The organism is Phaeobacter sp. JH20_26, assembly GCF_048056275.1.
GTDB lineage: Bacteria > Pseudomonadota > Alphaproteobacteria > Rhodobacterales > Rhodobacteraceae > Phaeobacter > Phaeobacter bryozoorum.
In genome coordinates this window covers 47161-69380 of the sequence record NZ_JAYMWL010000005.1, presented here as the reverse complement: position 1 = coordinate 69380, position 22220 = coordinate 47161, and the positions used below count along the sequence as shown (strand labels likewise).

Sequence of the window (22220 nt, the reverse complement as noted above, 5' to 3'; positions counted from 1 at the left end):
CGAGAATGGGCAATTGCTCTCCCTCCGCTGATCACCGATAACGGGGGCCAACGCGCAACACCCGGAGCATCGGCCATGACCACCGCATCTTTTGGCAAGGGCTGCCATCTGCACCTGATCGACGGATCGGCATTCATTTTCCGCGCATACCACGCGCTGCCGCCCCTCACCCGCAAGTCCGACGGCCTGCCAATCGGGGCGGTTGCCGGTTTCTGCAACATGCTTCAGCGCTATGTTGAGGGCAATGGTGGTCCCGATGCACCAACCCATGTTGCGGTGATCTTTGACAAGGGGTCGCATACCTTCCGCAACGATCTCTATGATCAATACAAAGCCAACCGCGAGGCCATGCCCGAGGATCTGCGGCCGCAGATTCCATTGACCCGCACCGCGACCGAAGCCTTCAACATCGCCTGCAAGGAACAGGAGGGGTTCGAGGCCGATGACATCATCGCCACCCTCGCCTGCCAGGCCCGCGACGCAGGTGGCCGCGTGACCATCATTTCCTCCGACAAGGATCTGATGCAGCTCGTCGGTGGCGGTGTTGAAATGCTGGATGCCATGAAAAACAGGCGGATCGACAGCGATGGCGTTGTCGAGAAATTCGGGGTTGGCCCGGACCGTGTAGTGGACGTGCAGGCGCTGGCGGGCGACTCGGTCGACAATGTGCCCGGCGCACCCGGGATCGGGATCAAGACCGCCGCACTGCTGATCAACGAATACGGCTCCCTGGAAGAGCTGCTGGATCGCGCCGAAGAGATCAAACAACCCAAGCGCCGACAGACCCTGATCGAAAATCGCGAGCAGATCGAACTGTCCAAAAGACTGGTTCAGCTGGACAGCAACATGACGCTGGATTTCACTCTGGATGACCTAGAGGTTCGCGATCCGGACGCCGATCACCTGCTGGCCTTCCTCGCCGAAATGGAATTCCGCACCCTGTCCAAACGCATCGCGGACCAGCTTGGTAAGGAACCACCCACAATCACGGACGCCCCGGCCAAAGATACCGCGGCAACGGACGCTCCGACCGTAACCGACCTGCCGTTTGACAGCGCGTCATATGAATGCGTCCGCGATGCCGAGGCGTTAAAGAAGTGGATTGCCCGGATCCGCGAACGCGGCTGGGTCGCTGTTGATACGGAAACCACCGGCTTTGATGAAATGGTGGTGGATCTGGTCGGCATTTCACTCTGCGTGGAGCCGGGGACCGCCTGCTATATCCCGCTCACCCATAAATCCGGCAATAGCGACGATCTGTTTGGCTCGGACGAGCTGGCGGAGGGGCAGATGCCTTTGCAGGAGGCGCTCGATCTGCTGAAACCGGTGCTTGAGGACGACAGCATCCTCAAGATCGGCCAGAACATGAAATATGACGCCAAGATCTTTGCCCGCCGTGGCATTGATGTGGCGCCGATCGACGATACAATGCTGATGTCTTATGCCATGCACGCAGGTCAGCACGGGCACGGTATGGACACGCTGTCAGAGCGTTACCTGAACCACACTCCGATCCCGATCAAACCGCTGCTGGGCAGTGGAAAATCCGCGATCACCTTCGACCGTGTGCCCATTGGCGATGCGGTCGCCTATGCCGCGGAAGACGCCGATATCACCCTGCGCCTCTGGCAGCTGTTCAAACCGCAATTGCACCGGTCAGCGGTCACCACGGTCTATGAAACGCTGGAACGCCCGCTGGTGCCGGTGCTCGCCCGGATGGAGCGCGAAGGCATCAAGGTCGATCGTGATACGCTGTCCCGCATGTCGAACGCCTTTGCGCAGAAAATGGCCGGGCTGGAGGCGGAAATTCACCAGTTGGCAGGCCAGGAATTCAACGTCGGATCCCCCAAGCAGCTGGGGGAAATCCTGTTTGACAAACTCGGTCTGGAAGGCGGCAAAAAGGGCAAGACCGGCGCCTATGCCACCGGTGCCGATATCCTGGAGGATCTCGCGACGGAACACGCCCTGCCTGGTCTGGTGCTGGATTGGCGCCAGCTGAGCAAGCTCAAATCGACCTATACCGACGCGCTTCAGGATCACATAAATGCGGAAACCGGGCGCGTGCACACCTCCTATGTGCAGACCGGTGCCAACACTGGCCGCCTCGCCTCAACCGATCCCAACCTCCAGAATATCCCGGTCCGGTCCGAGGAAGGGCGCCGCATCCGCGAAGCCTTCGTGCCCGAGGATGGCAATGTCCTGCTGTCGCTTGACTACAGCCAGATCGAATTGCGCATCCTGGCCCATGTCGCCGGGATCGATACGCTGAAGCAGGCCTTTGCAGAAGGTCAGGACATCCATGCGCTCACCGCGTCCGAGATGTTCAACGTGCCGCTGGATGAAATGACCCCCGAAATCCGCCGTCAGGCCAAAGCTATCAACTTTGGCGTGATTTACGGGATCTCCGGCTTTGGTCTGGCCCGCAATCTGCGCATCCCGCGCGCCGAGGCGCAGGGCTTCATTGATCGCTATTTCGAGCGGTTCCCCGGCATTCGCCGCTACATGGATGACACCGTCGCCTTTGCCAAGGAACACGGCCATGTCCAGACCCTGTTCGGGCGCAAGATCCATACTCCGGAAATCTCCGCCAAGGGACCACGTGCAGGTTTTGCCAAACGCGCAGCGATCAATGCACCGATACAGGGCACGGCTGCGGATGTGATCCGCCGCGCCATGATCCGTATGCCCGCCGCAATCGCCCATCTGCCCGCGCGGATGCTGCTACAGGTGCATGACGAATTGCTGTTCGAAGTGCCCGAGGCCGCTGTAGACGACACCATCGAAACCGCGCGCAGGGTGATGGAAACCGCCGCAGATCCGGCCGTGCATCTCGACGTGAAGCTGGTAGTGGACGCAGGCAAAGGGCGGAACTGGGCCGAAGCTCACTAGCTTTGGCCGAGGCTTGATGCCAAAGATCCTGGCCGCTTTCAAAACCTGACCGAAGCGGATCGGATCGGACGCCCGCCTCGCATTTCAGCGGCACGCCATGCCTTAGGCATGGCGCCCGGCCCAACGGGAAGAATAGCATCCATGATGCTGTGATGACGGGCGGGGGCGCTTGCTCGGTCAGGACATCGCCGGAGGGGCTTCGCTCAGCGATCCTGCCGGGGAGAGGAAACCGTACCCTTGCTGGCTTCCTGCGGCGGCTTCACCATCCATGCCACCATGCGGCGCACGGCGGGTGCAACAACCAGCACCACGCCAAAGGCCACCGGCCAGCCAAAACTCCAGGCAGCCATCCACAGTCCCGGCGCTTCGGAACTCAGGCCCACCGCCTTCAGCGTGGCCACCCCGGTGACGATACAGGACATGATACCCGACAGGATCAGACCAAATAGGATGGGGGCAAAACGCGCAGGCAGCATGGAGGTCTCCAGATCACGACTTACTGCCTTATGCCCCGCGCTCAGTCACATTTCAATTCACGAATATGTATTTCTGTCCCGCTGGACGTTTGGCCGCAGAGGCCGCAGCCCTCCCTCCACACCTGCCAAGCCTCAGGGTCCGCCAGCCCCCCCCTCACGGGTTCGGCCCGCTCTCACCCCATCCAGGCCAGACTGTCCTCTGTCCGCTTGGTACTGGGGGTGTATTCCGCGCTGACCCAACCACCATAGCCGCTCTCGTCGATGGCCGCGAACAGCTGCTCGAAATCGACCGGCCCGGTTCCCGGTTCGCAACGCCCCGGCGCCGCACCGATCTGTACATGGACAGCCCGGTTACCAAAGGCTTCCCAGACCTTCACCGCATCGCCGTGGATCAACTGCGCATGGTAGGCGTCGTATTGCAGTCCCACGTTCTTGCGATCCACCGCCTCCAGCACCTCTACGGCGAGATTGTAGTCATCCAGAAAATACCCCGGCTGATCACCGCTGTTCAGCGGCTCGATGGTGAACTGCTGGCCCGGCGCATAGTCGGCCGCCCATTGCAGATTGCGGATCAGCGTTTCCTTGGCGACATCCCCTTTTGCGTAGCCGGCCATGATGTGGATCATTCCGGGCCGCAACACCTCCGCATAGCGCAGCACCCGCCGAATATCGCGCTGAAAGCGATCCGACCCCATCGGCAGCGCGGCATAGCCCGGCATCCCGCCGGTATAATTTGGCGGCGGCGCATTGATCAGCAGCAGTTCCAGACCATTGGCCAGCAGGGCGCGCTGGGTTTCCTTCGCAGCCAGCTCATAGGGAAACAGGATTTCCACCGCCTCAAATCCGGCCCGCGCCGCCGCCGGAAAACGATCCAGATAGGGCAATTCGGCAAACAGCAATGAAATATTGGCCGCAAACTTCGGCATCGAAAACCTCCTTTGGAGCCACCCCCGATTGGCGGCCAAACAGACATGCTCCGGGCAAAAGTCACCAAAGGCTCGTCCCGGCCCCCGCCGGTTGCGCCATTGATCGACCCGTTTTTGCACGCCCCCAATCTGCCCCATATCTCCGCCGATTTTGAGCGGGTTTTCACAAGAATTTTCGGTAATTTAACAATATACTCAAGCGGGTCAGCGACTTCCTGCCGCTGCCCTTTGCCACCGGCAAACCCCTGCCGACGAGCGCCGGGTCGGATGCGGCGTGGTCAGCCCTCCGGCAAATCAGCCGACGGGATCATCCCAAAAAACTCGCCGCCCGACCACAGCCCGAACCAGCCGTCCCGGTGGCATCCCAGCTCGACCAGCCGATAAAAGCTCTTGCGATCAATCAAGGCCTCCAGCCCGGCACGCACCATCACATAGGGCGAGGGCTCGCCGGTTGCATCGTCTCTTACCACACGAATCTTATGCGCAGGCCCGGCTTCGACCCTGTCGCCGACATGTGTCTCGAACCGCAGAATCTGCGCGGCGCCGTCGCCCTCGACCTCGAAATCCACCGCAACGAAAGGCGCATCCTCGACCGTGATGCCCACTTTCTCGACCGGGGTCACCAGAAAGTATTTGCCGTCTTCCAACTTCAGAATGGAGGAAAACAGCTTCACCAGTTCAAACCGGCCAATCGGCGTGCCAAGGTAGAACCAGGTGCCATCACGGGCGATCCGCATGTCCAGATCGCCGCAAAACGGCGGATTCCACAGATGTACCGGCGGCAACCCGCCTTTGCTCGCCGTCTTGGCAGCGGCCGCCAGCCCCTCGGCACTGGGCGGTTCTGATCCTGTTTCAGGGGATTTGCTGCCGGAAGTCACGGGATTTTGTCCGCTCATTGCTTTTGCCATTTTCTCTCAACGCGATACAGTAACACTATATATTCGCCGTGAAGGGAAAGTCATGTCCGAACCCGACGATCTGCTGGCCGAGATTGAAGCGCTTGAAGACAAGCTGACACAGGCCAGATCCTCTATCACCCGGCGCTTTATCGGTCAGGAAAGAGTGGTTGATCTCACTCTGAGCACGCTGCTGTGCGGTGGTCATGGGCTGTTAGTCGGGCTGCCCGGGCTGGGCAAGACCCGGCTGGTCGAAACCCTGTCCACCGTTATGGGGCTGGCCGGCAACCGGGTACAGTTCACCCCGGACCTGATGCCTGCCGATATCCTGGGCTCCGAGGTCCTGGACACCGCCAGCGACGGCAGCCGCGCCTTTCGCTTTGTGCCGGGGCCGGTGTTCTGCCAGCTGCTGATGGCCGATGAGATCAACCGCGCCAGCCCACGAACACAATCGGCACTGCTGCAGGCGATGCAGGAGCGTATGGTGACCGTGGCGGGCGCCGACCGACCGCTGGGGATGCCCTTCCACGTGCTGGCCACCCAGAACCCCATCGAACAGGAGGGCACCTATCCGCTGCCCGAAGCCCAGCTGGACCGTTTCCTGTTCCAGATTGATGTCCCCTATCCGACGCGGCAGACCGAACGCGATATCCTGCTGGCCACAACCGGGGTTGAGGAAGGCAGCGCCTATCAGGTCTTCACCGCCGATGAACTTATGGCCGCGCAGACCCTGCTGCGCCGGATGCCCGTCGGTGACGGCGTGGTCGAACTGATTCTCGATCTCGTGCGCGCCTTCCGCCCGGATGATCCGGCGGCCTCCGAACAGGTGCAGCAAACCGTTGCCTGGGGGCCCGGACCACGGGCCGCTCAGGCGCTGATGCTGGCGGTGCGCGCCCGCGCCCTGCTTGAGGGGCGCCTCGCTCCCAATGCCGACGACGTGCTTGATATGGCCCAGCCCGTACTCAGCCACCGGATGGCGCTGAACTTCGCCGCGCGTGCCCGTGGCGAGAACCTCAGCGCTCTTATCACAAGCACAGCCGAGGCGATGGCCCGGCCCGGTGTCGCCGCGTGACACAGCCGCGCGCCCTTCAGCCGGCCCAGCCGACCGGTAGCGCGCTCCAGCCGGCAGCGGCGGATCTACGCCACCGCGCCGAAAGTGCCGCCAGCCGATTTCCGCCGCTCCTGGTGCAGGCGCAACAACTGGCCGGATCTGTGCTGATTGGCGAACACGGTCGCCGCCGTGCGGGGCTGGGCGATGATTTCTGGCAATATCGCCCGGTTCAGGCCGGTGACAGCCGCCGCATGATCGACCACCGGCGCTCGGCCAAGGGCGACCAGCAATTCGTACGCGAGCGGGAATGGCAGATTGCGCAGACGGTGCATCTCTGGGTCGATCAGGGGGCGTCGATGCGCTTTGCCTCCGGCAATGCCCTGCCGCAGAAAATTGACCGGGCGCGGCTATTGGGGCTGGCGACGTCGGTGATGATGCTACGTGGCGGCGAACGGGTCGGCCTGACCGGTGGGCATCTGCCACCCCGGCGCGGCAATGCCCAGATCCTGCGACTGGCCGAGTATCTGAGCAGGGACGACGCCACGGATTATGCCCCGCCGGAAGATCGCGCCATGCAACCCAACGCGCGGGTTCTGTTCCTGTCGGATTTTCTGGGACCCTTCGCGCCACTGGAACAGGCGCTGGCCAAGGCCGCGGATCGCGGCGTGCACGGCGTGCTGATGCAGGTGCTTGATCCGGCAGAGGAGGAGTTCCCCTTTGACGGGCGCACGATATTCGAAAGCATCGGCGGCGGTCTGCGGCACGAAACCCTGAAGGCAGGCGCGCTTAGGCAACGCTACCTTGATCGCTTGGCCGAACGGCGCGACGCGTTGGAACACCTCTGCCGCGTGGCAGGCTGGCGCCTCGGCACCCATCACACCGGCGACAGCGCACAGGCGGCCCTGATGTGGCTGTACCATGCCATGGAAAGATCCGGCACATGACAACGATTGCGGGCATCGGCTTCACGGCCCCCTGGTTGCTTCTGGCACTCCTGGCACTGCCGTTGCTCTGGCTGCTTCTGCGGGCAGTCCCGCCTGCCCCGCGCAAGCGCCTGTTTCCGGCGGTCACACTGCTGCTGGGGTTGCGCGACGATGACAGTCTTTCGGATCGGACCCCCTGGTGGCTGCTCTTACTGCGGCTGATGGCGGTGGCAGCGGCCATCGTTGGTCTGGCCAGGCCTGTGCTCAACCCAAGCACCGCACCCTCGGGCCGCGGCCCGCTGCTGGTGGTGCTTGATGGCAGCTGGGCCGGCGCCCCGGAATGGGAGCGCACCCGCGAGGAGATCGACCGCCTCCTGGCCGAGGCTGGACGTGCCGATCGGCCAGTAGCCGTGCTGCGGCTCACCGCACCGCAGCCCCCGCAATTCCAAAGCGCAGTCAGCTGGCGCCGACAGCTGATCGGCGAAACGCCACAGGCCTGGCAACCCTCGCAAGACCAGCTCACGACGGCACAGGCGCAGATAGCAGCAGTTGACGGGGGCTTTGACAGCCTGTGGTTCAGTGACGGCCTGGACTATCCGGGTCGCGATGCGTTGATGGCGACGCTGCGCCAGCGCGGCGAGTTGACCGTCTATCAACATCCCACCCCAAGGCTGGCCCTGCGTCCGGTGGTCTATGTCGACGGCGCGATGGAAATCACGGTCACTCGCAACCACACCCAGATCACCCCCGGCAGTGACCAGACCGTCACCGTGCTTGCCCGTGGGCCGGATCCGGGCGGCACCATGCGGACTCTGGGCGCGGCGACGGTGGATTTTGCCGATACAGATACCGCTGCCGCCAACGGGCTTGAGGCCACCGCCCGCCTGTCCCTGCCCGCTGAGCTGCGCGCACGTATCCGGCTCTTCGAACTGCAGGGTCACCGCAGCGCAGGGGCTATATCGCTTACCGATGACGGTCTGCGCCGCCGCGAGGTGGCGCTGATCTCCAGCCAGAGCGGCAACGAAGGCCTCGCCCTGCTGTCGCCCCTGCACTATCTGCGCAAGGCGCTGGCGCCAAACGCAGACCTGCTGGAAGGCGGGCTGAACGATCTCTTGCCTGCCAACCCGGATGTGATCGTCCTGGCCGATACCGCACGTCTGCCCCCCGATCAGGAGGCAGCGGTGGTGGACTGGGTCAACGAAGGCGGATTGCTCCTGCGGTTTGCCGGTCCCCGGCTGGCCGCCAGCGATACCGCCCGCACCGACGAAGAGCCGCTGCTGCCCGTGCGCCTGCGGATCGGAGGCCGCAGCATTGGCGGCGCCATGAGCTGGGGCGAGCCCAAGACGCTGGCCACCTTTGCCGAAGGCTCTCCTTTCTTCGGGCTGACCATCCCCGAGGACGTCACCGTCAGTTCACAGGTGGTCGCACAACCCGATCCCAGCCTTGCGGAGCGGGTGATTGCGGAACTCTCCGATGGGACGCCGCTGGTGACACGCAAACCGCTCGGCAATGGTCAGATCGTGCTCTTCCATGTCACCGCCAATGCGGAATGGAGCACCTTGCCGCTCTCGGGCCTATTTGTGCAGATGATGGAGCGGCTGGCGGTTTCCTCCGGTGCCAAACCGGCCGAGGCTACGGATCTGGAGGGCACCACATGGGCGCCGCTTCAGGTGCTCGATGGCTTTGGTGACCTTTCGGATGCCGATGCCCTGCCCGGTGTCGCAGGGCCTGATCTGGTTGCCGCCCTGACCGGCCCCGGCCTGCAACCCGGGCTGTACCAGAACGGAGATCGGCGGATTGCCCGCAATGTCATGCGGGCCGAGGATCAGCTGACGCCAATTGGCTGGCCCGTCGGGCTGCCAATCCTTGGCTATGGTGGCACGCCGGAGCGCCCGCTTGGCGGCATCCTGATCAGCCTCTCCCTGCTGCTGCTGGCGCTCGACGTGATCGCCGCGCTGCTGCTGTCGGGATTACTGATGCGTCGGACACGACCGACCGCACCCAAGGCGCAAAACCTCGCATCGGCCCTGGTCCTCGCCACCTGTATCTGGGCCACCGGCTCCGGCAGCGACCTGCGCAGCCACGCCCAGGGCAACGCCTTGGTGATCGAGCAAACCGACAGCGCGGCCCGGTCCGACGCATCCGATCCCGCAGCAGACGCCCTCGCCGCAGACCGCGCGGCCGAGCTGACGCTGGCCCATGTGCTGACCGGCAACCCGCAGATTGACCAGCTGGCGCGCGACGGCTTGCAAGGGCTGTCCAACACATTGCGGTTCCGCACATCGGTTGAACCCTCTCCCCCCGCCGGCGTTGATCTGGAGCGCGACGAGCTGGCGTTCTACCCGCTGCTCTACTGGCCGGTGACCGCCAATCAGCCGCTGCCCTCGGGTGCGGCCTACGACCGGCTCAACACCTATCTGCGCACCGGCGGGATGATCCTCTTTGACACCCGCGACGCCGACCTGACCCGCGCCGGAGCCAGCAGCCCGGCAGGGCGGCGCCTGCAACAACTGGCCCTGCGGCTGGACGTGCCGCCACTCGAACCGCTGCCCGCAGACCATGTGCTGACCCGCGCCTTCTATCTGCTACAGGATTTCCCCGGACGCCACAGCCGCGGCACGCTCTGGGTCGAAGCCGCACCCGCCGATGCCCAGCAGGTGGAAGGCATCCCCTTCCGCAACCTAAATGATGGTGTCACACCGGTTGTCATCGGCGGCAACGACTGGGCTTCCGCCTGGGCCGTGGATGACAACGGCCGCCCTCTGCTGCCAGTGGGGCGCGGCTATACCGGCGAGCGTCAGCGCGAATTGGCCTACCGCTTTGGGGTCAATCTGGTCATGCATGTACTCACTGGCAACTACAAATCCGATCAGGTGCATGTCCCCGCCCTGCTCGATCGGCTGGGGCAATGACATGAGGCTGGACAGATGACACAGACCATCCTCTTTGACCCACTGGTCCCCTGGCCGCTGATCGGCCTGCTTGCGGCGCTGTCGGTTGCGGTGCTGGCTCTGGCGGTCTGGAAACGCCTTGCGGGATGGCCGATGCGTGCGCTCGCCGCTCTGGTGCTGATCGCGGCCCTCAGCGGCCCGGTGTACCAGATCGAAGACCGCGCCGCGCTCAGTGACATCGTTCTGGTGCTTGAGGATAAGACCGCCAGCCAGGCCCTGTCCGACCGCCCCGACCAGACAGGGGCCGCCCGTGCCGCATTGGAGACCGCCCTCAGTCAGCGCCCGAACACCGAGGTTCGCTGGATTGCCGTCGACAGCGTCCCGCCGCGTGATGGCAGCAGCGACAACAGTGGCACCCTGCTGATGGGCGCACTGGCCGAGGCGCTTGCCAATGTGCCGCGCGGTCGGGTTGCCGGGATGATCGCGCTCAGCGATGGCCAGATCCATGACATTGCGCAGACCCCGGCCCTGCCTGCCCCGCTGCATCTGCTGCTGACCGGTCGCCCCAGCGATTGGGACCGGCGGCTGATCGTCAAGAACGCCCCCAGCTTTGCCATCATCGGTGAACCCGTGACCCTGACCCTCAGGATCGAGGATCAGGGCGAGGCCCCCGCAACCGGCAATCTGGCAGAGCTGGCGATTTCCATCGGCGGCGCCGAACCGCAGCGCTTCAACCTGCCTGTCGGTGTCGATTTCGACCTGCCACTGACCCTGCCACATGGGGGGCGCAACGTGATCCAGTTCACCGTCCCCACCGCCGAGGGCGAGCTGACCGATCGCAACAACGCCGCGCTGGTCCAGATCAACGGGGTGCGCGATCGGTTGCGCGTGCTGCTGGTCTCGGGCGAGCCGCATCCGGGCGGGCGCACCTGGCGCAATCTGCTGAAATCCGACAGCGCGGTGGATCTGGTGCATTTCACCATTCTGCGCCCACCGGAAAAACAGGACGGGGTACCGGTCGATGAGCTGTCGCTGATTGCCTTTCCAACGCGGGAGCTGTTTCTGGAAAAGATCAATGATTTCGATCTGATCATCTTTGATCGCTACAAACGGCGCGGCATCCTGCCGGCGATCTACCTCGACAATGTGGCCGATTATGTTGAACGCGGCGGCGCGGTTCTGGTGGCGGCGGGGCCGGATTTTGCCAGCGCCGACAGCATCTATCGTTCTCCGCTGGCCAGCATCCTGCCTGCCAGCCCCTCGGCGCGGGTGCTGGAGCGCGCCTATCGCCCGGAAATCACCGATCTGGGCCAGCGCCACCCGGTTACCGCCGATCTCACCGGCGCGTCCGACTGGGGCCGCTGGCTGCGGCAGATCGAAGTCGACGTCCCCCAGGGCAATGTCCTGATGAGCGGCCTGGATGACCGCCCGCTGCTGGTTCTGAACCGGGTCGGCGAGGGGCGCGTGGCGCTGCTGGCCTCCGATCATGCCTGGCTCTGGAGCCGGGGATACGAAGGCGGCGGCCCGCAGCTTGAGCTGCTGCGGCGCCTTGCCCATTGGATGATGAAAGAACCCGAGCTGGAAGAGGACGTCCTGTCAGCCGAGGCAACCGGACAGCGTATGCGCATCCAGCGCCGCAGCTTGGGCGAAGATGTCGGCGATGTCACTGTCACAAACCCCGATGGCAGCACAGTCACCGTCACGATGACCCAAACCGCGCCCGGCCGCTGGGAAGGCCGCTACGAGGGGCCGGAACCCGGTCTTTACCGACTGGAAGAAGGCAGCCAGTCCACCGTCATCGGCCTCGGCCCTGCGGCGCCGCGTGAATTTGAACAGACCATTGCAACCGGCGATATCATGGCCGCCGCCGTGGCCCAGACCCGTGGCGGCGTGCGCGCGCTGCACGACGGTATCCCGAGCCTGCGCGATGTGCGCGAGGGACGCGTTGCCGCTGGACGTGGCTGGATCGGACTGACCCCGCGCGACGCCTATCGCACCGTCTCGGTCAACCAGACGCCGCTGCTTCCCGCTTGGCTGGTGCTGCTGCTGGCCAGCGCGGCGATTCTCGCAGGCTGGCTGCGCGAAGGGCGGCGGTGACCATCAGCCTTTGCGTGGTGCCGGATCTGCGCTACTCACCTGGGCGGGTGATCCGCACGCGGGCCTGATCGGAGCGACCATTGCGATCAACCACCACCAGTGTTGAAAATCCGCGCTCCATCCCCGGCAGATCAATGCTGCGGCGGCGGGCGCCGGTCACCACCGGCTTTTGATTGGCCAGCACCAGAAACGGCGCCTCGCCGCCTTTGATCCGCAGGGTGACCTGTCCATCCTCTGCCAGCATCAGCGCCGCACCGTCCGGTGGAAACGCCAGCTGCACCGCGTCAGCGGGCTGGCCACCCGCCCGACCGCCGTCAAAGCGCTGCAAGGGCAGCGGCAGCTCCGAAGTGGCCACCCGCAACGCCGAGCGAGGCGCCGGAGCGAGCGGTGCGAAACCGGTCCCGAGCCGCCCGAAGGCCTCAAACAACAGTGGGGCCGCCAGCTCCGCGCCAAAGGCGCCCGGCACCGGCGTGCCATCGGCCCGGCCAAGCCAGACGCCAACCACATGGCGACCATCCCAGCCAATCGCCCAGGTATCGCGGTGCCCGTAGGACGTCCCTGTCTTATAGGCCAGCACGCCAGCAGGCGCACCTGCTGGCGGCGGCACATCGCGCAGAACATCGGTGAGATGCCAGGCTGAGACCTCGCTCAACAGGCGTGGCATCCGTTCAAACGGCGCCTCCATACGCACCCGCAACCGGGGCCCCTGCCCGCCCAACGCCAGCCCGGCATAGACCTGCATCAGATCATGCAGCGACAGGCCCACCCCGCCCAACGCCACCGCCAGTCCCGGCTTGCCGCCGGGCAGTTGCGGTCGCGCGCCACCGCGACGCAGGGCTGACATCAACCGCACCGGACCCAGCGCCTGCATCACCCGTATTACCGGCGTATTCAGCGATAATTGCAGCGCACGCCGCATCCGCAGGTCTCCGCGATAACCTCCGTCAAAATTCTGTGGCGCATACCCGTCGATATCAATAGGCCCGTCGTGGATCATGGTTTCCGGGTGCGCCAGCCCCTGATCAAAGGCAAGACCATAGACCAGCGGTTTCAGCGTGGACCCCGGCGAACGCGCCGCGCGCGTCATATCCACAAACCCCTGTCGCAGATCATCCTGATATCCGGCTGAGCCGACCGAGGCGAGGATCTCGCCGCTCTGGTGATCGGCCACCAGCACCGCCGCCGACAGCCGGGCGTCCTGCCGCGCGACGGTCTGCGCCAACAGCCGCGCCAGCCGGTGCTGTAATCCGGCCTCCACCGTCAGATCAATCCGCGCAAGCTCCGGCGTCTCGGCCTTCACGCGATCCGCCAGATGCGGGGCCATCTGCGGGAAGGGGAGCATTTGCCGGGGGATCCGCGCCCGCTGCGCAGCCTCGGCCGCCTCCACCGGCAAGACGCCTGCGGCTGCCATCCGCGCCAATACCCGGTTGCGGGCCATCTCTGCAGGTTTCGGAGCGCGATCCGGGCGGCGCGCCTCCGGTGCCTGCGGCAAGGCGACCAGCAGCGCCGCCTCCGCCGGAGACAACCGCAACGGCTCCTTGCCGAACCAGGCATAGCTCGCCGCCCGCACGCCTTCCAGATTGCCACCAAAGGGCGCGTGAACCAGATACAGCTCAAGGATCTGCGCCTTGGTCAGGCGTCGCTCCAGCGCCAGCGCCAGCCGAATCTGGCGCAGTTTTCCTGCCCAGCGCCCGGTGCTGCCATCCTCCAGCAGCCGCGCCACCTGCATCGTCAGCGTCGAGCCACCCGAGACCACACGCCGCTGCCACACCGCCTGCGCCGCCGCCCGCAGCAGAGCAAGCGCATCAACGCCGCCATGGTCGTAGAACCGCTTGTCCTCATAGCGCAGCAGCATCGCGCGATAGCCGGCGTCGACCTGATCCGGCCGCACCGCCATCCGCCAGATCCCATCGGCAACCGGATAGGCCCGCAGCAACTGGCCGTTTCGGTCGCGCACCTCGGTGGCTGTCTCCGCCAGTGTTGCGGGCATCGGCGTTCGGGCGATCCAGGTCTCGACCCCCAATCCCAGCGCAGCAATGGTCACGCATAGGGCAGCCGCCCCTCCCAGCAGCCGCCAGGAGGAGCGCGCCCGTAGCCGCATCCTTGGCGCGCGGATCACCGGACCTGCACGCGCCCGGTGGCGGTGCGGGCCCGGCTGGCGGGCCGGTACATATCCTCAACCGACGCCGCCGGGTGGTGGAACAGACCGGGCGTCACCGCCCGCGCCACATAGGCCAGCGTCACCGGCGCCCCGGCCTCGTCGCCGCGGCCCCTCCGCAGATCGACAGCCGCCAGAAACCGGTCCGCACGGAATTCTGCATGTCGCGCGTCGCTCAGCGTCAGCCAGTCTAGCCCGCTCAGATCACCGGATCGCAGCAGGCTGGGATTATCAATCTCCAGCCCCGCAGGCAGCGGATCATTGATCATCAACCGCGCGCCACCCGGCTCAAACGGGACCACCCGCAGCACGGTGACAAAGCGGTCGCCAACCGTGAACTGATCCGGAGCCAGTGCCTCGCCCTCCAGTGTGTAATAGCTCCGCTCGATGCTGTAACCAGTTCCCCCTGCCGGCGCCGCCACCAGCGGAACGCCAAGGGTGGTGAGGGTGATATCGACCTCCTTGCCCGAGGCCGCCGTCAGCGCCAGCGGATCGCGATCCTGATCTCCATCCAAGACCTCAACAAATGGCCCGTCCGTCGCCTGTCCATTGACCAGCAGACCGGAGCCACCACCGCCCTCGATCAGCGCATGAGCCGCCATCAGCGTCCAGGCGCTTTCCTGCGTGGACAGCAGCCGGCCATCGGCTGTCAGGCCCGCGCTCAGACGACGGCTGTCCACCGCCTGCGAACCGGCCTCGCTGGCCAGGGCCAGGACACCGGCCTGATCGCGGCGCTGGCTGCCATAGTCGGCGCGCCACAGGGTCGGATCGGGATCATCCCCCTGCAACATAGAGGCCGCCCGGGCAAACATCTGATCGGCCCGGCGCTGATCGCCATAGGCCGCCAGCGCCGCCCCGATCTGGGCAACGGCCAGGGGTGTGGCGAAATCCGCAGCCTTAACGTCTGCGTAATAGCGCAGATCGCCCATCGCCGCCTCCCCCTCGCGCGCCAGCACCAGCAGCGCATAGGCGATGTCCTCACCTCCATTCTCGAAATCGGGGGCATAATTCACCCGGTTGCGCAGGTTGTCCAAGGCCTGCCGGAACCGGGTGTCAGCGACCTGATAGCCCTGCACACGCGCGCGGCTCAGAAAATCGCTGGCATAAGCATCCAGCCAGAAATCACCGCTTTCGGCGCGCCACAGACCAAAACCGCCATTGCTGGCCTGCCGCGACAGCACCTGCTGAATGGCGCTGTCAATCCGGGCGTCAACCTGCGGCCCGTCACCCAACCCGGCAGCCTGTGCCACCGACGACAGATACAGCAACGGCAGCGCCCGGGATGTGATCTGCTCGGTACAGCCATAGGGGTAGAGGTCGAGGCCCGTCAGCAGACCCGGCACGTCGAACCGCGCCAGCGGCCCCGCGGACATCACTGCCCGCGCGCCGCCCGGTCGCAGCCCGGTAAAGACGTCAGATGAGAACAGAAAACTATCCCCCGCCGCCAGCCTGAACCGTCTGGTTGTGGCAACCATCGGATCATTGGCCCGCACCGGCAGGCGCAGCGTCTGGATCAGCGTTTCGCCCTCTGGTGTCGTCACGGCGAGCTCAATCTCCGGATCTCCGACAGCCAGCGCTTCGACCGGCAGCATCAGGGTGGTATCTGCGCCATCGGCCAGCTCCAGGACTTTCGGCAATGTCCCGATCTCAAGCCCGCCGCCAAGGACCCGCGCCGCAAGGCTCAGTTGGCCTGCGGGCCCATCTGCATGAGTGAGCTCCACAAGAACCCGGCTGCTGTCTCCGGGCGCCAGAAAACGCGGGGCATTGGCGCTCACCACGATCGGATCGCGCACCACCATGTCCCGCTCCGCCTGTCCAACCGCATCTTGCGACCAGGCGACAGCCATCACCCGAACCGTGCCGTTAAACGCTGGCAGCGCGATCGGCACCTCGGCCGTTCCATCGGCCTTGACCTTCACCGGACCGGAAAACACCGCCATCAGATCCTGCGTCGGTGGCGGCGACTGCAGTCGCATCCCCGCCCCAGCATCGCCGCCGGAGCGCACCCGGCCCAAGGCGCCGTTGCCACTCTCGATCAGGCGACCGTAGAGATCCCGCAGCTCCATCCCGAGCCGCCGCTGGCCATAGTAATGCGCCAGGGGGTCCGGGCTCTGAAACCCGGTGAGGTTCAATATCCCAAGATCAACCGCCGCCAGCGTCAGCCAGACCTCTTCACCGGGAGCGGCCCCCGCGACCTCGACGCGGGCCAGCTGTGTCCGGCGGGGGCGGGCCACCTCGGGGAGGTCCAAGGTTACCTCCAGCGCCTGGCCCGGGCGAATGACGCGAGCATGGGCAAGCCCCAATGCGCGGGTCGGGGTCTGATCCGCTTTGCCAGCAAGCGGCTGCACCACCATCGCCGAGACATATGCCCCGCTGCCCCAGTCGGCACCAACTGCCAGTGGAATCACCGTCTCCCCGGCGGGAACCTCGACCATCTGGCGGCTGATCAACCGGTTCGACATCACCGAAACCAGAGCCGTGCCAGCCGCGCGGGTGACCAGCCGCAACCGCGCTGTATCGCCGGGCTGGTAACTGTCGCGATCAAGAAAGACGTCCAGCTGGTCGGGCGTATCAGCCCCCTCGTCAGGCACATACCACCCTGCATAGAAATCGGTCGAAGCCGCCACATAGGGCGTGCCCCGATGTTCGATCACCAGCTCATACCGGCCCCAGTCCACCGGCTGCTCCAGCACCAGAGGCGTCGCCGCGCTCAGGGTTGCCTCACCCGTCGCGATCCGGCTGCGCCGGGTGGTCGGCTCCCAGTTCCAGTTGCCGTAGAGCTGATACCACTGGTAGCGGGTTTCCACCCGGTTCAAACTCCATGTGACCGGCATATCCCGCGTGCTACCGTCCGGGGCCAGCGCAATCACCGAAAACCGCGCCGCATCGCCCTCTGCGACGACCTCTTCAAAAAGCGGCTTGATACCAATCACCGGCCCGTCAGGCTGCATGGGCACGGTCATCTGCCGTTCGACGGGTCGCGCGCCCCCATCGGCCAGCCGGGTGGTCACCTCCGCAACCAGAGGCTGACCCGGCGCGTCAATCTCCGGCAGTGTCACGGTAACCACGCCCAGACCCGAGGCATCGGTGCTCATCCCGCCGAAATAGCGGCTCTGCGGCGCGACGACCTCGTCATGGCGACCAAAGCGATAGCCCGTCCAACCGCTCACCTGTTCCGCCGGGCGCAGGGTCACCTCGCCCTCGATAGTCAGGTCGCGGCCCGGTGCACCAAACAGATACCGCGCTTCGATCCGCAAGGGGGCGCTTGTGCCCGGACGCAGACCTTGGTCGGTTCCTGCCGCCAGCTCTTGCGTGAAATCAATGCGTTCAGGCAGAAAATCCTCGACCAGAAGTTGCCTGCTGGCCAGCGCCGGGGCTTCGGGGTCCGACAGAATCGACAACCGCCAGGTTCCGCGCGGTGCCGTATCGCCAATCGGCAGGCGGAACACATGGCCGCCCAGCGCCCCCTGATCGGAAACCACCCGGGCGTATTCGACCCCGTCCGGGCGGTTCAGAACCGCGATCAAGGGCACGCCCGGAAGCGCCTCGGCCCTCGGATCACGGGCAAGGGCGGTCGCATGAATCACCTCACCCGCACGATAAGCCCCCCGATCAGTGGTCAGGAACACGTCAATCGGACCCGGCGCCAGACGCCCCTCCACCCCCCGGTCCGACAGATCAAAGGCGGCGTCCCGCAATGAGAGAAAGGCAAAATCGACCTTCGCCGCGTCCTCATCGCCGCTCAGCGCCATGATGACAGCCGGAGCCGATGCCCCCTCTCCACGGGTCAACCCCGCGTCGAAACGGGCATAGCCATCAGCGTCGCTGACTGCCGTCCCCAGCACCGCGTTGGCATTGGAGATCAGCTGCAAACGAACGCCCGCGCGCGGCGCGGCATCTGCCAGTCCCTGTACCTGCACATGCAGCCCATCACTGCCCAGCATGGTGCTCAAACCCAGATCCGTCAGCACGAACCATTGGGTTGCCGCAGGCGCCTCATAGGGATCGGCCCCCGGAACCTGCGCGCTCAGCGCATAAAGACCTACCGGCTGATCCGCCAGCGCCTCATCAAGCGGCAGCCGTGTGGTCACCGATTGGTTCAGATCCTGCTGGACCTCCGCGGTGCCGGTCCAGATTTCCTCGGCAATATCGCTGGCGAAATGTTCATCCTGCCACTGCGACAGCGGCCGGGCAAAATAATCCTCCTGTAGGGTTCGCAGCAGGTTGCGATCGCTCACACGGCGCAGGCGCAGATCAAGCGTGGTCGCGTTTACCGTCTCAACCGGCACCGCCACCTGATCTCCCTTGGGCAGCACATAGGACCGCCCGGAGAATCGCACGTTGGGGGCGCGATCCCGCACGTAGTGGGTCAGCGTTACATCCTTGGCCAATGTCTCGCCGGTTGCCGCCGGCAGCCCGCGCCGCAGCATCACCCGGTAGCGGGTGCCATGCTCCACACCGTCAATACACAGCTCGCGCGCGGTCGACTCGGCAACCAGACGCGGATCGGCCAGTTTTACAAAGTCGCTGTAGTCGATCCCGCTGCGTACCAAATCTTCAGAAAATTCGACACAAATGCGGGGCGATGCGCTGTCGCTCTCAACCCGGCTCCCGGTGACACGAAATCCATATTTGGCAATTGCCTCATCCAGACGTAGCGACAGTTTCGCGCTGGTGTCACGATCTGCCGCCAGCCGCAGAACCGCCAGCGCGGCACGTCCCCGTCCCAGCTGTTCCAACGCCTCTGCGGCGGTGATCAATCCGGCCGCCTGCGCCGCCGGCTGCGAACTGCGCAGATAGGCATTGAGCGCCGCGGCAAAGGCCTCTTCATGGGCGCGGCGTTGGGCGGATCCGTTGAGTTCCTGACGCAGCAGCCTGCGGGCATAGTCCAGCCACAGATCGCCGCGATCGCTCAGCACCACAGCCTCGGCAACCCACCGCAGCGCCGCTGCCGACGGTGCCCCCTGCGCCGCAGCAATCAGATCCTCAACGCTGGATCCACCCGTTGGAAAGCGCAGGCCAAGGTTTTCTGCCTGTTTGGACACCGCAGCCAGATCCGCAACCTCCAGCCCCTGCAAGGCCGCGGCGCGCTGTTTGGCCGCCTGCTTCTCTGCAGCACCGGCGAGAAGCTTATGCGCTGAAAACGCCCCGTCATAGGGCGACGGCTGATCCATCGCCGATTTTGGGAAACAGGCGTTTGATCGGCTGTTGAAGGCAAACCCGACACAATCGGTCTGTGCCGAACAAGCCCGCGCGCAACTGCGCAAATCGGTGTCAAAAAGCGGCCCAAGATCGGCCCCGAAATGATCGGTGTCGCGCTGAATGACATAGCGCGTTTCCGGAAAAATTGAATCAGCGAAAACAACTAATGGTTGAACAAGCCAACCGCACAAAAGTACAACAAATGAAACAGGCACACGCACAATAGAACCCTCCAGACCTGCCAAGAGGCTGGCACGGGGTTAACGCCATAGCAAGATATCGCAACGTAACAGATGAACTAATCTCAATTTAATCTCTGCCCGCCAAAGTAGGGCAGACAGGTCGTGTTGGTTTTATGTGGAGTTCGCAGGGATGAACCTTGCTGACAGATTGACGGAAGAACGACGCGCGCGTCTCGCGGCGGAGCGCCTGCTTGAATTGAAGCAGGCGGAACTTTCGGCAGCCAACCGCAAACTCGGGCGCCATGCGCTGGCATTGACACGCCAGATCGGCGTCACCCAGGCCGAGGTCGCGACGGTGCGCGACGAAAACGCCAAGGTGAAATCGGACCTGTCCACCGCCAACGAAAAGGTTGAGCGCGCCGAGCGACGGCTTTGGCATTCGATCCAGGCCTTTCAGGACGGCTTTGCCTTCTTTGATGCCGACAGCAAACTGATCGGCGCCAATGGCGCCTATCTCGACCTGTTCGACGGGCTGGAGGAAGTGGCGCCGGGCGTCTCCTACGTGCGGATCCTGCAGATTCTCACCGATGAGGGGCTGGTGAACACCGGAGAACAGGATCCCGATCACTGGCGAGCCCAGATGTCGGAGCGCTGGCTGTCGCCCTCCCCCGAACCTGTGGTCGTACGGATGTGGGACGACCGCTACCTGCGGCTGCTGGATCAGCGCGGCCATGGCGGCGATATGGTCAGCCTGGCGCTCGATATCACCTCCACCGTCCAATACGAGGAGGAGCTTGAGGCCGCCCGCGAGCGGGCCGAGGCCGCAAATCGTGCCAAATCCGCCTTCCTGGCCAATATGTCCCATGAGATTCGCACCCCGATGAACGGTGTTGTCGGCATGGCCGAGCTGCTCAGCGACACCAATCTGAACGAGGAACAACAGCTCTACGCCAACACGATCAAAAACTCCGGCGAGGCGCTTTTGGTCATCATCAATGATGTGCTCGACTATTCCAAGATCGAGGCGCAGAAACTGCAGCTGCATCCTGAACCCTTTGATCTGGAGCGCAGTGTGCATGAGGTGCTGATGCTGCTTCAGCCCACCGCACGGGACAAGGGGCTGACACTGCTGCTGGACTACGATCTGTTCCTGCCAACCAGCTTCGTCGGGGATCCCGGACGCATTCGCCAGGTGCTCACCAATCTTGTCGGCAACGCGGTGAAATTCACCTCAGAAGGTCATGTTGCCCTGCAAATCACCGGCATCTCCAATGCTGACGACAAGATCTGTTCGATCCATGTCACCATCGAAGACACCGGCATCGGCATCCCCGCAGAGAAGGTGCAGGACATCTTTGGCGAATTCAATCAGGTCGAGGATGAGCGCAATCGCCAGTTTGAGGGCACCGGCCTTGGCCTTGCGATCTCAAAGCGGCTGATTGAACTGATGGGCGGCGAGATCTGGGTCGAAAGCGAGGAGGGCAAGGGGTCCTGCTTCGGTTTCCGCATGGAGCTGCCACTGGCAGAGGGCGCTTCAACCAGCATCCCGACGCTGCCCAAGGGGCTGTGTCAGGTCGTGGTTATCGAGTCCCAATCGGTCATGCGCGACGTGCTCAGCAAACAGCTGGCGACGCTGGGGCTGGATGTGACGGTCTTTGACAATGGCACCACCGCAATTGCCCAGATGCCTGAGGACGTCGATCTGGTCATCTGCGATGAACAACTGCCCGATCAGGATGGGGTCGAACTGGCCCGCAAACTGCGCTCCGGCTCCTTTGCCAGTGTACCGATCCTCATGCTCAGCAGCGACCCCACAGCAGCCAGCAACGCGGTTGTACAATCCGTGACAGACAGCGTGCTGCTGAAACCGATCCAGCGGGACGAGCTGTTCCAGCGGCTTGTCGACCTGCCCAAGCGTGGATCAGCGGCGCGTGCCGCAGATATCGTTGAGCCGGTTGCAGCCACACCGCAGGTGCTCGACACGGTGGCCACACCGCTGCCGTCAGCGCAGCCAACGGCCCCGGCGCCCTCCCCGACCGTGGCGCCGACCCTGGCTCCGGCCCCGATCGCCGCGGCGGTCGATGCCACCCCGACGCCCCGGCTGATGCGGATTCTGGCAGCAGAAGACAACCGGACCAATCAGCTTGTGTTCCGCAAAATGGTGAAAGATCTGAACATAGATCTGCAATTTGCCAGCAACGGGATTGAGGCGGTGGAGGCCTATCAGTCCTTCCAGCCTGACCTGATTTTCATGGATATCTCGATGCCGGTGATGGACGGCAAGGAGGCAACGCAGAAAATCCGCGCGCTGGAACACGGCACCGGCATCTACACGCCGGTTGTCGCCCTCACGGCCCATGCGATGGCCGGCGATTCAGACGGGATTCTCGCCGCAGGTCTGGATCACTACCTGACCAAACCCCTGCGCAAGGCGCTGATCCACGAACGTATTCACGCCTATCTGCCTGCCGAGGCGGCGCCGCTGGCGGATGACGACCTCACCCAGACCGGCGCCGCCTGATCTGCACC

At 64.5% G+C, this 22220-nt stretch carries 11 protein-coding genes; 6 read left to right on the top strand and 5 right to left on the bottom strand.

Annotated features, from left to right (window positions below):
- Nucleotides 1–75 precede the first annotated feature (75 nt).
- Nucleotides 76–2889 (top strand): DNA polymerase I, encoded by a 2814-nt coding sequence (polA, locus tag VWY60_RS02055; RefSeq protein ID WP_416540846.1) that lies wholly within the window; start codon nucleotides 76–78, stop codon nucleotides 2887–2889.
- Nucleotides 2890–3092: 203 nt separating this feature from the next.
- On the opposite strand, the gene VWY60_RS02050 is transcribed toward polA, so the two are convergent.
- The 3 genes from VWY60_RS02050 to VWY60_RS02040 form a co-directional block, all read right to left on the bottom strand.
- Nucleotides 3093–3365: a DUF2798 domain-containing protein gene (locus tag VWY60_RS02050; RefSeq protein WP_340546411.1), complete on the bottom strand. Its 273-nt coding sequence runs from the start codon at nucleotides 3363–3365 to the stop codon at nucleotides 3093–3095.
- Nucleotides 3366–3538: 173 nt separating this feature from the next.
- Nucleotides 3539–4291, bottom strand: coding sequence for a hydroxypyruvate isomerase family protein (locus VWY60_RS02045; RefSeq protein WP_340546410.1), 753 nt, complete (start codon nucleotides 4289–4291; stop codon nucleotides 3539–3541).
- 278 nt (nucleotides 4292–4569) lie between these two features.
- Nucleotides 4570–5187 carry a DUF1285 domain-containing protein gene (locus VWY60_RS02040; protein WP_416534564.1) on the bottom strand — a complete coding sequence of 206 codons (618 nt, stop codon included), beginning with the start codon at nucleotides 5185–5187 and terminating at the stop codon, nucleotides 4570–4572.
- Nucleotides 5188–5251: 64 nt separating this feature from the next.
- Between VWY60_RS02040 and VWY60_RS02035 the strand changes: the two genes are divergently transcribed.
- The 4 genes from VWY60_RS02035 to VWY60_RS02020 are packed head-to-tail and all read left to right on the top strand — an operon-like array spanning nucleotide 5252 to nucleotide 12149.
- The gene (locus VWY60_RS02035; protein WP_416540845.1) at nucleotides 5252–6259 is read left to right on the top strand and encodes an AAA family ATPase; all 1008 of its coding nucleotides are present in this window, start codon (nucleotides 5252–5254) and stop codon (nucleotides 6257–6259) included.
- Nucleotides 6256–7182 carry a DUF58 domain-containing protein gene (locus tag VWY60_RS02030; RefSeq protein WP_416540844.1) on the top strand — a complete coding sequence of 309 codons (927 nt, stop codon included), beginning with the start codon at nucleotides 6256–6258 and terminating at the stop codon, nucleotides 7180–7182. The genes VWY60_RS02035 and VWY60_RS02030 overlap by 4 nt, the downstream gene beginning before the upstream one ends.
- Nucleotides 7179–10073: a DUF4159 domain-containing protein gene (locus tag VWY60_RS02025; RefSeq protein ID WP_416540843.1), complete on the top strand. Its 2895-nt coding sequence runs from the start codon at nucleotides 7179–7181 to the stop codon at nucleotides 10071–10073. The genes VWY60_RS02030 and VWY60_RS02025 overlap by 4 nt, the downstream gene beginning before the upstream one ends.
- Before the next feature lie 15 nt (nucleotides 10074–10088).
- Nucleotides 10089–12149, top strand: a complete 2061-nt coding sequence (locus VWY60_RS02020) for a hypothetical protein (protein WP_416540842.1) — start codon at nucleotides 10089–10091, stop codon at nucleotides 12147–12149.
- A gap of 31 nt (nucleotides 12150–12180) precedes the next feature.
- On the opposite strand, the gene pbpC is transcribed toward VWY60_RS02020, so the two are convergent.
- Both pbpC and VWY60_RS02010 read right to left on the bottom strand, forming a co-directional pair.
- Nucleotides 12181–14250, bottom strand: a complete 2070-nt coding sequence (gene pbpC / locus VWY60_RS02015; protein WP_416540891.1) for a penicillin-binding protein 1C — start codon at nucleotides 14248–14250, stop codon at nucleotides 12181–12183.
- 14 nt (nucleotides 14251–14264) lie between these two features.
- Nucleotides 14265–19574, bottom strand: a complete 5310-nt coding sequence (locus tag VWY60_RS02010) for an alpha-2-macroglobulin family protein (protein WP_416540841.1) — start codon at nucleotides 19572–19574, stop codon at nucleotides 14265–14267.
- A gap of 307 nt (nucleotides 19575–19881) precedes the next feature.
- On the opposite strand from VWY60_RS02010, the gene VWY60_RS02005 reads away from it, so the two are divergent.
- Nucleotides 19882–22212 carry a response regulator gene (locus VWY60_RS02005; protein ID WP_416540840.1) on the top strand — a complete coding sequence of 777 codons (2331 nt, stop codon included), beginning with the start codon at nucleotides 19882–19884 and terminating at the stop codon, nucleotides 22210–22212.
- Nucleotides 22213–22220: the final 8 nt, after the last annotated feature.

Bases quoted from the DNA above. Each gene is read 5' to 3' on its own strand.
- VWY60_RS02020 (WP_416540842.1), top strand. From the start codon at position 10,089: ATGACACAGACCATCCTCTTTGACCCACTGGTCCCCTGGCCGCTGATC.
- VWY60_RS02005 (WP_416540840.1), top strand. From the start codon at position 19,882: ATGAACCTTGCTGACAGATTGACGGAAGAACGACGCGCGCGTCTCGCG.
- polA (WP_416540846.1), top strand. From the start codon at position 76: ATGACCACCGCATCTTTTGGCAAGGGCTGCCATCTGCACCTGATCGAC.
- VWY60_RS02045 (WP_340546410.1), bottom strand. From the start codon at position 4,291: ATGCCGAAGTTTGCGGCCAATATTTCATTGCTGTTTGCCGAATTGCCC.
- VWY60_RS02025 (WP_416540843.1), top strand. From the start codon at position 7,179: ATGACAACGATTGCGGGCATCGGCTTCACGGCCCCCTGGTTGCTTCTG.
- VWY60_RS02035 (WP_416540845.1), top strand. From the start codon at position 5,252: ATGTCCGAACCCGACGATCTGCTGGCCGAGATTGAAGCGCTTGAAGAC.
- VWY60_RS02050 (WP_340546411.1), bottom strand. From the start codon at position 3,365: ATGCTGCCTGCGCGTTTTGCCCCCATCCTATTTGGTCTGATCCTGTCG.
- pbpC (WP_416540891.1), bottom strand. From the start codon at position 14,250: ATGCGGCTACGGGCGCGCTCCTCCTGGCGGCTGCTGGGAGGGGCGGCT.
- VWY60_RS02040 (WP_416534564.1), bottom strand. From the start codon at position 5,187: ATGAGCGGACAAAATCCCGTGACTTCCGGCAGCAAATCCCCTGAAACA.